Genomic DNA, 12,444 nt, shown 5'->3' with positions numbered 1-12,444 from the left:
GTTTAAAAGCCTGATAGATAAATTTCATTTTTTCTTTTAAAAATTAAACAATTTTAGATTCTGTCCATATTCTATGCCTAAAGTATCAGTAATTATGCCCGCTTACAATGCGGTTGGTTTTCTAGAGGATTCAGTTTTATCCTTAACCAACCAAACTTTCAAAGACTGGGAATTATTACTCGTTGACGATTGTTCAAAAGACAAAACGGCTGAGCTGGCTATGCAGTTGGCTAAAAAAGACAAACGTATTATTTTTATTCCAAAAGATAAAAATTCAGGGTCGGCTGATACCCGCAATATTGGGATCAAAAAGGCAAGCGGAGAATATATCGCCTTTTTGGATGCTGATGATTTGTGGGATATAAATTTTTTAGAATCTATGATCTCCCATATAGAGCTTTATAAAGCACCATTTGCCTTCTCATCTTATCGAATCATTGATGAAGCTGGTGTGGAATTCTGCGATCCTTTTCTGGTTCAGAAGAAAAAATATTCCTATAGAGACCTCCTGTTTTATAATCGGGTAGGACTTCTCACTGCCGTATATTCTGTATCTTCTGTTGGTAAGAAATATTTTGATCCTAGTTTAAAAAGTCTTCGAGATGATTATGCTCTTTGGTTGGATATCATGAAAGAGGCAGAATTTGCTATGGGAAATTCTGAAATACTTGCAAGTTATAGAGTGCGAAGAGGTGCTGCTACATCTAACAAAAAGAAAGTGATGATTGCTCATTTTAAAATGCTTAAAAATCGCGAAAAAATTTATCCAATTTTTGCTTTTTTTCTAACTTTGATTCATGGTCTGAGAGGACTTTCTAAATACCGCACTAAAAAACTTCCCACCTAATTCCCCTTTTAACCGTTGACTTCCGCAACTCTTTTGCCATTTTGAATCCTAGATATGGTAGATAAAAAGAGTTCTTTAAAAGCGGGATCGTCCGCAAAAACTTCCCTCATCATCCCCATTTATAATGAGGCAGGCCACCTCCTAGAGTTTCTTGAAAAAGTGGATGCCTTAGCTCTTCCTACCAAAAAGGAGCTCGTTTTTATTGACGATGCCTCCAGGGATAACTCCCTTGAAATTTTACAAAAATATCGTTTTCGTTCTGAACATAAAATTCTAACTCAAGGGAAGAATCAAGGTAAGGGAGCTGCTCTTCACAGAGGTATCTCTGAAGCTAGCGGAAATATTATCATCGTCCAGGATGCGGACTTCGAATACGACATGGATGAAATTCCAATGTTGATTGAACCGATTGCCAAAGGTAAGGCGGATGTAGTGTTTGGATCTCGCTTTAAGAAGGATGGACGTCAAGTGCATCGCACGTTCCACTACCTGATTAATCGGATTCTTACAATTCTTTCTAATATCTTAAGTGGATTGTATCTGACTGATATGGAAACTTGTTACAAGGCATTTCGCGCGGAGATTATCCAGAATATTTCTTTGGAATCAAAACGATTTGGTTTTGAACCAGAGATTACTGCAAAAGTTGCCAGATTAAAAGTCAAAGTCCAAGAGTTTCCAATATCTTACTATCCAAGGAATTATTTGGAAGGGAAGAAGATCACTTGGAAAGATGGAATTGCCGCGCTTAGACATATCATTTTTTTTAACATGTTCGCAAATAAACGGGAGTTCTTTTCTAAATCTCTCCCAGAAAAATACATACCCAAAACTGCAAATTGGCTCTAAATCTCTATGCTTAGATTTCTGCCAATTTTTGGGGACGTAGTTCTTGTATTGGGATTGGGATTTCTTTTCCAGTCTCATACGAACCAAAAAAACTTTCGCATTGATCTCATCGGGGTAGGTTTATTTCTTTTTTCAGTTTATACTGCTATTCATTGGAAATCTTGTCTTCGAGAGAAAAGAAAGTATTGGGATCTCTTTTTAACCATTCTTTTAACATGCTTTGTATTTTTAAAAATAGCCGAATACGACCCGGTTCAAGTGCTTCCGCAAAAAATGGGAATCAAAGTGATTTCTTTTTTATGGATTCTTTTCCTAATATTTGCATTTCGTAAACTGTCTGAAAACAATTTCTCATTGATCGGTCCTTTTTTGGCCATCATACCTGCTATTTCATTTGGCAATTTTATGGCGTATCCGTCTGTACCGATTGCATTTGCAATTATTATGGGAGGCCGCAATTTAAAATTTGATAACACGGCCAACTTTTCCTCTTTCTATTTTCCACTACTTCTAATCCTGCTGTTGATCGGTAAGGATTGGTGGGATGACTTCGCATTACACCGCGGAATCCTTCTTCTCGAAGGATTTATTTTCTTCCGCCTATTTACTATTTGGGATAGGCCGAGGACAATTTTCTTTTTAAAGTCATCTGTTCTTTTTTTTATATTAAATTCCTGTTTCCTTATTTGGAAAATTTTCCAAGATCCAAGTTTTCAAATTACATCCTATCACGAAGATATATTCCTTATTCCAGTTAGTCTTCTCGCCTCCAATGCTCTCCTTATATCCGGTGTTTCCGTAATCATTTGGTTAGAGCCTAAACAGTCAGCGTTACAAAAGTATCTGATCGTCTTGGCAGTAACTATCTCCATTGCTTTTTTGGGAATCACCATTTCGAGAAATTCGATTCTTTCCTTCGTTATTTTCGTAACGATTTACTTTTTGTTTTTGGGTTCCCCGAAACGCAAATTGTTCGGATCCATCTTCGTGATTTTACTTTTTGCTTTAGGCATTTATATTTTATTTAAATCAGAAAAATCTCTTTTCAGTTTGGGAACAACAACAGTAAGATTATCCATTTGGAGCTTTTACATATTCGCTACTATCAAATCGAATCCAATATTTGGTTTCGGTATGTTTCCTGAAAATAAAATTCCCTTTAGTGTAACTGATGTTTCTGATACAAATAGTGCATTTTTCATACGCGATTATATTCTAAATTTTAAAAGTTTTCCGTTGGCACATAATCTTTATGTGCAAGGATTCGGCTCGTTTGGGATTCTGGGTTCTCTTTTGGTTTTGGGTTTGTTTGTTTCTATCGTTTATAAAAAAAGACATTCGTTGGGATGGTTGTGGTCCCACAACTCTGCCATTTGTTGTTTATTATTAGTTTGGGCATTACACGAACTATATGATTTTAATACTTTGGAAATTTCTAATATATTTCTTTTAATAGGTGTTTTTGCATTAATTGAATTTCCAAGAGACAGTGAAAAGTTAGAGAACAAATTTCCTCTATCGAAATATGCGGTTGCTTTGATACTTGTTGCTTTAATAGCGAGTAGCTTTCGATTTTCATTAGTTGAGCATTTTACTTTAAAATATAGTAAATTTGTGATGCCTCATAATTTCGAATTCTTTTTGCCAAAAAATATTAATTCTCAACAAGCAGACATCGCAATTCCAGCTCGGTCTTCTTGGGAATACCAATTTCTCGGAAATAAATTCTTCTTTTTAAATCTTGCAACGAATCCGACTAAAGCGGCTCAAGCAGATTTAATTGAAAAATGTTTTCAATACCAGTTATTGCCCGCTATTTGTTATTCGAAATTAATTAAATATCAAGATCAGTATCAGGTGTTGCCGGAGTTCCGTAATCTGTCGGAATTCCTTTTATCCTTATATGATCCATTTGAAATATATAAACGAGAGTCTCTATGAAGAAACCAAATATTAGTTTTGTGATCCCATGTTTGAACGAGGAAAGAACCCTTCCTTATGTTTTAGAAAAATTGGTGAAGGTGAAGAAAGAAAATTCAAAAAAAATGGATATAGAAATACTGGTTTCTGATAACGGAAGCACCGATCGATCTATATCCATAGCTAAGGAATTTGGTGTTAGGGTTGCACCAGCTAAGGAACGCGGGTATGGTGCTGCTCTTGATTCAGGAATTAGAAATGCAAAAGGTGACATTATAGTTTTTGCCGATGCTGATGATACCTATGATTTTTTAGAGGCACCTGCTTTGATTCTTAAGCTTGTGGAAGGCAATTACGATATGGTTATTGGCTCCCGGCTTGATGGGGAAATCCATAAAGGGGCTATGCCTTTTTTGCACAGATATTTAGGGACTCCTGTTATTAATTGGATTATAAATTTATTATATTCTAAAAAATTTAAGATTCGTGATAGTAATTCTGGGTTTAGATGTTTCCGCAAGGATAAATATTTGTCCTGGGATATTAAAAGTAAAGGTATGGAATTTGCTTCAGAATTATTAATAAAAGCATTGATTCATGACTCAAAAATGGAACATGTTCCCATCTCACTTTATCCAGATAAAGAGGGCAGAATTCCGCACTTAAAGACCTGGCGTGATGGAATGCGTCATCTTCTTAGAATTCTTTTTTATGGACCCCATTTGTTTGAAAGATGTGGACTTACATTATTTTTCTTCTTTTGGTTGCAGTTGTTGATTGGTTTTTTCGCTGGAAGGGTTTTATCGATTGCTGGAATGAATCTATATGGTATCCATTCAATGGTCTTTTTTTCTTTTTTATCAATCTTTGGTTTAAGTCTCTGGGGAACTGGTCTACTGATTGCAACAAAACAACCTCGAGTAAGTAAAATGTATCAGTCAATTCTATCAATGGAAGAAGACCGATTGTTTTTTGTATTACTCAGCGGTCTTGGGATCATTGTATTATCAATTGTTTTGATATTTATCCAATGGCAAAAGAGTGGGTTTGTTTTTATAAATTTAGAGCGTGAGTTTATTGTTGCTACAAATCTGAGTTTAACATTGCTCATTTTTGCACTTCAAGCAGTAACTGCTCATATTATAAAACGGGATTAGGAATGAATTTTACCAAAAGACTTGGTATCTATTTTCTCATTGTATTAATTCCGACCTTTTATCGTTGGAAGTGGAATGAAAATACAGTATTTATTTCTAGTGATCCTGAGATAAAATACTACCAAGTAGTTAATAGTTTGAATGGAGGTAATGCTGAGGAGTGTTACTTTCCTGCTAAAGAACTAGGTTTTGATATTTCAATGATCCCATTTGGTTATCCCTGGGCATTTGAATTAAAAGATGGTCGGTGTGTTTTTCAATATCCTGTTCTTTTTACCTGGCTTCAGAAATTGTATTTGTCTGCATTTTCGCTAAAGTGGCTAACGTTCTTTCCTATTTTATTTTTCTTTTTCAACTTCATTCTTTTAGACCGTATCATTTCCAAAATTGATACGAATGGTATACGGATACTATCTTCGGTTGTTATCATTCAATGTTTGACGCCGATCTTTTTGTCAACGTTAGATTATTCCGAACTGACGCTGACTAATTTCTTTTTCTTAGCGGCTGTTTTATCCTATAATTTGTTTTGCGAGAAAAAACAATTTAGATATGGAATTCTTTTCGCTGTTTCGATTGTTTTTAATTTTCAGCTTAGGCCTGAATCTACGATAGCTCTGTTACTTTATTTGAGTATTTCTTTCTTTTATGAAAGGGAAAAACTGCAACGCATAAGAGTTCTTTTCCCTTATATGATTTTAAGTATCATACTATTGGTTGTTTTCTCTATTTGGAATCAGTCTGTATATGGCCATTATTTGGGAATGCGTGGCTTGAATACAATGACTGATATGGGAACTGGGATCTCTCGAAATTTTTTGTCTGAATGGATCGCTGATCTTTGGGGAAGTGAGTTTAAGATTGGGATTTTTAAAGGTTACCCAATCCTTTTTTTAGGAGTTCTTTGTTTGTGCGGAGAAAGAAAGAAAGAGATTTTTTCTTTTTTCATAGCCGGAATTTTATTTATCCTTTGTCTACCGATTATTTCACCTTATCGAGCCGGTGTAGATATCTTTGGCATGCGGTATTATGAAAGTGGAATTTATCTTTTGATGCTTGGAGTATTTCTTTCCCTTTCGAAAAAGGATTCGCCATTAATGTATTATCTCCTCATTTTGCCGTTTGTATATTTTTGCTATAAATCAGATTTACGGGCAATTAAACAATGGTCTTCCTCTGCAAAGTTATACCAACAGGTGATGAATTCTTTTGATCATTTGAATCCAGATTTAATCGTACACAGAGGACTTTCTTTATCCTATCTTGTTGGGATTAGTTATATAAAATACCCTCAGGTGGCTGTTTATTCTAATGAGGATTGGTTAAAAGTAGAAACTATACTGAAAAACCAAGACAAAAGAATTCTATATTTGGAATGGGAGGGTAATCAGTTAGTAAACAATGAATTTCCTGAAAATATTTGGAAACAAAAGTTCGATATCAACTTTAAACTTAATCCAAAACAATATGTAATTCGATCAGAACACAACCTTGCCCATTTCAAAGGTTATGTGTTGGAAAAACCAAAGTGAAGAAAGTTATGAAATGGATCTCTACTTTTCTGCATTGGGTTACGTCGATGCGAGTGCTTAGTCTGATTCTCGGATTGTTGGTGTGTTTCCTTGTTTACAAGAGAATATCCTGGGATTCTGGAATTAGTCCATTAATCCAATCAGATTCGCAAATCAAACTTTATCAAACCATTCAATATAAAGAAAAAGGGATTCAAAACCACGAATGTTATTCCAAAAATATTGAAATTGATCCAGAGTTCAGGTTCTATCCCTTCCGATATCCTTGGGTATACTTTATTCAAGACGATGGAAGTCGGAAGGAATGTGTATTTCAATACCCGACATTCTTTGCTCAAACTTTTTCTCTCCTTCCCATTCCTTATCGTTTTCTAAATGGGATGGTTTTATTATTATATTTTTTTCTCACGTTAGGTTGTGTTTATGTCCTTCGATCTGTATTTTATGTTAGAAAAGTTGAAATTCTCTGTTTAGGTGCCATTTTATTCTTAGTAGGTTATAGTATTTCAAGTGCTATTGAGTTTTCAGAAAGCATTCCATCCCATATATTTCTATTATTTTTTTTCTATGGTGTTTTGGTTTTGGAAAGTGCAAAGAAACACCTCCAGATTACCTCTTTTTTGGCTGGAGTATCTGGAGGTATATCGGTTTTTCTTCGTTCTGAATCGGTGATTTATATCGGAATTTTAGGTTTGTTTGTTCTAATTTCGAATCGTCGCAAAATCATTCCTCTTTTAAAGATTTATTTACCCTTACTCATCGGTTTTTCTTTAGCAGTAGTACTTTTAGGTTTTTATAATTTCCATGAATTTGGTGAAATTTTTGGTGTCCGAAGTAAGGTAAGTCTCAATGATTTTGGTCGATTACATTTCAGTGATCGATTGCATTTTTTCAAAGAGTTTATTTTCGGAAACACCTACCGGACAGGTTTTTTATACTATTGTTTTCCTATGGTTTTACTTATCATAATTTCATTAATTAAGTTGAGTTTAACGCAAGTTCAGAAACTTGTGATTGGAGTCGCTTTCGTTTCATTGGTTTTTGTTGTTTTACTTAGCCCGTATTCTCAAGGCGGTTTATATCTTGGTCTTCGTTATACGGAATTTTCCTATGTATTGTTTTCAATATTCGTAATATCGTTGCTTTCTAAAGATGAACATTTTGAAAGCAAACAATGGATATTGTTATTTATAATACTGCAAATTCTTTTAGGTTTTTATCATGTAAAACAGAATTTCAAAACGATAGACTTTGTAAAAAAATATCATGAAATTTTGCAGTCCGAATGGCGCAAATTTCCTGAAGCACCAGTGGTTCATTTGAGCACATTCGATTTGTTATTAATTTCTGATTCCTTTCTGAAGAAACCGCATTTTATAGCCAATAAACAGAGCGAATTTGAGGTTCTAGAGACTAAGTTTTTTAACCAAGGTATACCGAAATTTCAAGTTTTTGTTTATGATTTTAAACCGCCCAAAGATGATAATATTTCCGATGAGTTTTATAATGAATGGGTAAACTCAAAATATGAAATTGAATCTAAATTTTATAAAAAGATTTCTGATTCTAATACGGCAGGCTATCGTTACATGCTTTGGGAAAAGAAATAGAATACCAAAGACTTAGGTTTCTAGTTTTTTCTTTAAGATTCGTTTAAGCTGTTTGTTTGACTCTTGGCAAACATTAGCAAACACTTTCGTTATTGTTTCTTCATTTTCTTTGGCAAATTTCCAAAAAATGACTAGTGGAATTAAAAATAGCTGAAAGTGAATCCGATCATAGGCTTGTTCCAAGTGCACTTGAGGTTCAAGTGACGTTAGAAGGAAAATTCCAGAGTAAATAGAAACACAAACGAAGTAGAACAATACACCGATCCGAAGATTTAAACTACCCCAGATTAGAGCAATGAGTAGAAGGACAAAAGACAATCCTTTGGTGAGCGAAAGATAAAATTTAAGAAAATACTTTGTAACCAGAAGCCAAAGGTTCCCATCCGAAATTCGTTCCATGATGAAACTTGTGTGAGAGGAGGATTGATTTATTCCTTTGAAGTCTGATGATAAAAAACTTCCCTTTCCAAATAGATACCAAGTTGGGCTCCCAAATAAAGCCAAGAGAAGTAGAGCAATCAGAAGAAATTGTAGCTTATATGTTTTTTCGATCACGTTATACAAAATACAGAATCCGAACAATACGATTGAAATCAATAAAGCTTCGCTTTTTAAATTGATTAACAAAGCAATTGTTAGAAATAACCAATAAACATTTTCCTTTTTCTCTTTTTTAATGAGAAAGAATGTCGCAATCGCTAGTGTTACAGAAACGGGGAAATCTGCACAGAGGTCAGAGATAACTAACAGGTAATTCGGATGAAATAGAAAGGCACCAGTTAGAATTAAAAATCCCCACTTCACAACTGGTTGTTTTAGGTCAAAAGTCCTTTCTATAATAAAAAAATACAAAAGTAGTAGGTATAGGTAGTTTGGAATTTTTAGAGTGATCAGAAATTCACTTACGCTGGAAAAAACAAGAGATAGGTCTGCATGAAGCAAAGGAATACCTAACGGATAATTTGGCATCCTCCAATACCCATTCCATATCGGTAGTGGGTTTCCATCAAGGATGGAGAGAGCTAACATCCGCCCCTTTCCCACCCACATTGCATAAGCGTCTAACATTCCAAAGGGATTAAGATTCCAACGAATTTCAGAAATATAACTAATCAATAGAAATAGGAATGAAAAAGAAATGATGAAAAGTATATTTTGTTTTTTGTTTTTATAATGGATTAAATGTTGGAGGAGTCGAAAAAAGCTTACTAATGCCAATACAAAAAGAAGAAAAAGGAGTCCGAGAAAAAAATCTGGGAAAAAACCTAATACAATAAAAGAGACTAGGTTTGTTAATACAAGTGCGACTAGTAGAATTTTCATTGTATCTCCCAAAAACATATTGAGTAAAATTCACCCGGTATCTTCTCTTTACAATTTTGGAAGAGTATTGCGTCTTTGTTTTCAATTTTTGAATTTTGGTTGGCTAAAACGATATAGGCTGATTTTGGATGTGCTGCCTCGAAGGATTTTAGTAGAGTAGGTGCAGAGGCCATTTGTAAAACATCAAATTGGAAAATTTGGTTATCTATATAATACAACTCTTCTTTCCCTTTTAGTTTTCGAAATTTTTCAGAAAGTGAATGGATATCATAAAAATGATTTGGATAAAAGAGATGAGGATATCCGCTTACGAGTTGTTTCATGGAATCCATGCTGCGTTTTGTTGATCGAACTTGTTTGGTTAATTCCCCCCAGGTTTGAAGAGATACTAAAAGCAGATAAGCACTGAGGATAATTGTTAAAACTGTCTTCGCTTTTTCTTTCATACGAGTTTGGATTTTAACGATAAAGATAAACCAATCTTTCATTTTGATCAAAAATTGGAAAGATAAAACTCTTTTTGGTCTATAGTCAGTTCTATTTTTTAAGGAACTTTTTGTCCGGCCAGAATGGCTTGACTAAATTCTCCAAGATTTTAGTTTTTATGAGTTAACATGCATTGTTTTTTAGTTCACTATACATCATGAAAAAAATATTAAATTCTTCTTTGTTTTCCTCATTACCTTTTCGCAATTGTTTGGTTTTTGTTTTTTTTCTCGCTTTTGCCTTTTTTCTACGGTACCCATCGTTTGGATACACCGCAATTGATTGGGATGAAATCACCTATTCCTTGATAGGGGAGGGCTGGTTGCAGGGAAAACTTCCCTACCGGGATCTCTGGGACATCAAACCTATCGGGATCTACATAATTTATGCAATCATTCATGGTTTTCTTGGGTTTTCCATTTTTGCAATCCGAGTTTCTACTTTAATTGTTGTTGTTTGTTCAGCTTATGTCATTTGGTTGATTCTCAGAAAAAGCAATCGTTCCTTTGCATTGGGTGCGGGTCTCGGTTTTTTAATACTTTTTAGTTATTTCCTAAACGGACTTTCGGGAAATACGGAATTATTTTATTTATGCCTTGAGGTAATTGGTGTTTGGTTTCTTTTTTATGGAAAGAAAAAGTATCGGTTTCTAAGCCCGTTAGTATTGGGTTTTGCATTTATTATTAAATACAATACAGCTTTTGATATTTTAGGTTTTTATCTGCTCCATTTGTATTTGCATAGAAAACATATCTTTAAGAATCCAAAATCTTTTGTCGGTTATGTTTTGTTTTATGCGATTACGATGTTACCTTTTTTCATTAGTACTATTTGGATCTTTGGGGTTGGTCTTGGTGATTCCTTTTTAGAAACTCATAAAATTTTATTTTCTAATTATGCAAAAAAAGTAACGTTTGTTGAAAAAATAGTTTCGTTACAAACATATCCGGTTCTTGCCACCATCATCCTGATTCAGTTGGGAACTTTTTTTCTTTATCTTGGAAAAAAGAAAATCCCTAAAGTTCTACTCGTTAGTTTTCTTTGGACCATCACCTCTTTTTTTGCTGCAACTTGGACGGGATATTTCTTCGAACACTATTATCTTCCCATGATCGCACCTGCCATCCTAGGTTCTTCCTTTCTCTTTCGATTTCTAAACGTAAAATACTTTTTTCGTTATAAACAAAAAGTAGCGATTGTATTTGTGATTTTCATTTTGATCCCTTTAGCTGTGATTGTCCGAAAAAGAGTCATTAAACTTTCTAAGGTATATCCTGATATTGCCAAAGAGATATTTGTCGATATACAAAATGCAAATTTGGATCCTCGGCCAGTATTTGTTGCTAAAGGAACTCATGGAATTTATTCTTTATTCAAACAAATTCCTATCAATCGAGTGATACAACCCGGTAACTTTACGGACAAAACGAACGCTAAAGCAATGTTCATTGATAACGAAGAAATTAAGGATAAAATTTCAAAAAGTAAACCTGGCCTAATTTTGTTTTGTGATTTGGATGTTTTACAAAATCCAATCACAAGTTTTGATTCTTCTTGGAACCAGGAGCTTTTGGTTTTTTATTACCAATATATCCGAAAAGATTATTATTATTTTAAGACTTATTTTCCGAACTGTCACGTTTATTTAAGGAACGGGACCCTTTAGTTTTAAAGCCGATTGTGTCTTTGGCAATATAAACGGGTCTTCCCTTCACTTCGATAAAGATTCTGGCGATATATTCGCCGAGAACACCGATACCAATCAATTGGATCCCGCCTAAGAATAGAATGATGACAAGCGTGGAGTCGTAACCAGGGACATCGACTCCTTTGAGGATCACTCGAATGATCCGATAGATTAAATAAATAAATGCACTGAAGGAGACAAAAAAACCAAAATAACTCCAGATCTTTAATGGCATCGTGCTAAACATCAAAATTCCATCTAAAGCAAAGTTCCAAAGTTTCCAGTAGTTCCACTTTGATGAACCTTTAAACCGCGCCTGCCTTTCATATTCCACGTCTATCTGCTTAAAACCTACCCAAGCAAACATTCCTTTTAAAAAACGATTTTTTTCTTTCATAGTAGAAAGTGCTTCTACTACCTTTCTGTCCATGAGCCGGAAATCTCCTACATCTACAGGAATCTCTACTTCACTCATATAGCGAATGACACGGTAAAAATGTTTTGCTGTAAATTTTTTTAAAAAGGATTCTCCTTGTCTGCCAGACCGTTTGGCCGTGACAACATCATAACCCTCTTTCCATTTCTCAATTAAAGCGGGAATCAGTTCTGGTGGATCCTGTAAATCAGAGTCAATCGGTATTACTACGTCACCTGTTGCGTAATCTAAACCTGCAGATACCGCTGCTTCCTTGCCGAAGTTTCTAGAAAAGTCGACAACCTTAATATTTGGATTTTTTTTATGATGAAAAATTAGTCTTTCTATAGTGCGGTCCCGGCTGCCATCGTTTACACAAACAATTTCATAAGTTGTTTTTAATGATTGGAGGTGGGGGATAATTCGTTCAAAGAACTCATCTGCTCCCGATTCTTCGTTATAAAAAGGAGTAATAATGGAGATCTTCTTTAGCTGACGATTCATTGTTTCCTGTCAACGATCTTTGAAAATATACGCAAGGCAACTTTTTTTACTGGTTTTTTTGTGGTCATTTCGTTTATTTCCTTTTAGAATCACTTAAGTTCCTTCAAGCAAATA

General features: G+C 34.5%; 10 protein-coding genes. 7 read left to right on the top strand and 3 right to left on the bottom strand.

Annotated features, from left to right (window positions below; genetic code table 11):
• Positions 1-73 precede the first annotated feature (73 nt).
• Genes LEP1GSC199_RS11805 through LEP1GSC199_RS11780 form a run of 6 tightly spaced genes read left to right on the top strand, consistent with a single transcriptional unit; the run spans position 74 to position 7,915 of the window.
• Complete coding sequence (locus tag LEP1GSC199_RS11805; RefSeq protein WP_039926675.1) at positions 74-847, top strand: glycosyltransferase family 2 protein; 774 nt, start codon at positions 74-76, stop codon at positions 845-847.
• Between the two features lie 54 nt (positions 848-901).
• On the top strand, positions 902-1,696 hold the full coding sequence (locus LEP1GSC199_RS11800) for a glycosyltransferase family 2 protein (RefSeq protein ID WP_002982240.1): 795 nt from the start codon (positions 902-904) through the stop codon (positions 1,694-1,696).
• 6 nt (positions 1,697-1,702) lie between these two features.
• Positions 1,703-3,637 carry an O-antigen ligase family protein gene (locus tag LEP1GSC199_RS11795; protein ID WP_002982772.1) on the top strand — a complete coding sequence of 645 codons (1,935 nt, stop codon included), beginning with the start codon at positions 1,703-1,705 and terminating at the stop codon, positions 3,635-3,637.
• The gene (locus tag LEP1GSC199_RS11790; RefSeq protein WP_002982468.1) at positions 3,634-4,773 is read left to right on the top strand and encodes a glycosyltransferase family 2 protein; all 1,140 of its coding nucleotides are present in this window, start codon (positions 3,634-3,636) and stop codon (positions 4,771-4,773) included. The genes LEP1GSC199_RS11795 and LEP1GSC199_RS11790 overlap by 4 nt, the downstream gene beginning before the upstream one ends.
• 2 nt (positions 4,774-4,775) lie before the next feature.
• The gene (locus tag LEP1GSC199_RS11785) at positions 4,776-6,305 is read left to right on the top strand and encodes an LA_3751/LA_3752 family putative glycosyltransferase (protein WP_002982935.1); all 1,530 of its coding nucleotides are present in this window, start codon (positions 4,776-4,778) and stop codon (positions 6,303-6,305) included.
• A gap of 8 nt (positions 6,306-6,313) precedes the next feature.
• Positions 6,314-7,915, top strand: coding sequence for an LA_3751/LA_3752 family putative glycosyltransferase (locus LEP1GSC199_RS11780; RefSeq protein WP_232420764.1), 1,602 nt, complete (start codon positions 6,314-6,316; stop codon positions 7,913-7,915).
• 12 nt (positions 7,916-7,927) lie between these two features.
• Here the strand turns inward: LEP1GSC199_RS11780 and LEP1GSC199_RS11775 are convergent, their stop codons facing one another.
• Positions 7,928-9,238 (bottom strand): hypothetical protein, encoded by a 1,311-nt coding sequence (locus LEP1GSC199_RS11775; RefSeq protein WP_002982504.1) that lies wholly within the window; start codon positions 9,236-9,238, stop codon positions 7,928-7,930.
• A complete protein-coding gene (locus tag LEP1GSC199_RS11770) occupies positions 9,235-9,726 on the bottom strand; it encodes a hypothetical protein (RefSeq protein WP_002983262.1) in 492 nt (163 codons plus the stop codon). Before LEP1GSC199_RS11770 ends, LEP1GSC199_RS11775 begins: the two co-directional genes overlap by 4 nt.
• Positions 9,727-9,881: 155 nt before the next feature.
• Between LEP1GSC199_RS11770 and LEP1GSC199_RS11765 the strand changes: the two genes are divergently transcribed.
• Positions 9,882-11,390: an ArnT family glycosyltransferase gene (locus LEP1GSC199_RS11765; RefSeq protein WP_083901948.1), complete on the top strand. Its 1,509-nt coding sequence runs from the start codon at positions 9,882-9,884 to the stop codon at positions 11,388-11,390.
• Here LEP1GSC199_RS11765 and LEP1GSC199_RS11760 read toward each other — a convergent pair.
• Positions 11,338-12,330, bottom strand: coding sequence for a glycosyltransferase family 2 protein (locus LEP1GSC199_RS11760; protein WP_039926671.1), 993 nt, complete (start codon positions 12,328-12,330; stop codon positions 11,338-11,340). The two genes, LEP1GSC199_RS11765 and LEP1GSC199_RS11760, sit on opposite strands and share 53 nt — an antisense overlap.
• Between the last annotated feature and the right edge of the window lie 114 nt (positions 12,331-12,444).

The organism is Leptospira vanthielii serovar Holland str. Waz Holland = ATCC 700522 (assembly GCF_000332455.1).
GTDB classification, from domain to species: Bacteria; Spirochaetota; Leptospiria; order Leptospirales; family Leptospiraceae; genus Leptospira_A; species Leptospira_A vanthielii.
This window is presented reverse-complemented; position numbering and strand designations above follow the sequence as displayed.

What these genes read in the sequence shown, in the direction of transcription:
- LEP1GSC199_RS11805 (WP_039926675.1), top strand. Translation starts at nt 74, where the DNA reads ATGCCTAAAGTATCAGTAATTATGCCCGCTTACAATGCGGTTGGTTTT.
- LEP1GSC199_RS11800 (WP_002982240.1), top strand. Translation starts at nt 902, where the DNA reads ATGGTAGATAAAAAGAGTTCTTTAAAAGCGGGATCGTCCGCAAAAACT.
- LEP1GSC199_RS11795 (WP_002982772.1), top strand. Translation starts at nt 1,703, where the DNA reads ATGCTTAGATTTCTGCCAATTTTTGGGGACGTAGTTCTTGTATTGGGA.
- LEP1GSC199_RS11790 (WP_002982468.1), top strand. Translation starts at nt 3,634, where the DNA reads ATGAAGAAACCAAATATTAGTTTTGTGATCCCATGTTTGAACGAGGAA.
- LEP1GSC199_RS11785 (WP_002982935.1), top strand. Translation starts at nt 4,776, where the DNA reads ATGAATTTTACCAAAAGACTTGGTATCTATTTTCTCATTGTATTAATT.
- LEP1GSC199_RS11780 (WP_232420764.1), top strand. Translation starts at nt 6,314, where the DNA reads ATGAAATGGATCTCTACTTTTCTGCATTGGGTTACGTCGATGCGAGTG.
- LEP1GSC199_RS11775 (WP_002982504.1), bottom strand. Translation starts at nt 9,238, where the DNA reads ATGAAAATTCTACTAGTCGCACTTGTATTAACAAACCTAGTCTCTTTT.
- LEP1GSC199_RS11770 (WP_002983262.1), bottom strand. Translation starts at nt 9,726, where the DNA reads ATGAAAGATTGGTTTATCTTTATCGTTAAAATCCAAACTCGTATGAAA.
- LEP1GSC199_RS11765 (WP_083901948.1), top strand. Translation starts at nt 9,882, where the DNA reads ATGAAAAAAATATTAAATTCTTCTTTGTTTTCCTCATTACCTTTTCGC.
- LEP1GSC199_RS11760 (WP_039926671.1), bottom strand. Translation starts at nt 12,330, where the DNA reads ATGAATCGTCAGCTAAAGAAGATCTCCATTATTACTCCTTTTTATAAC.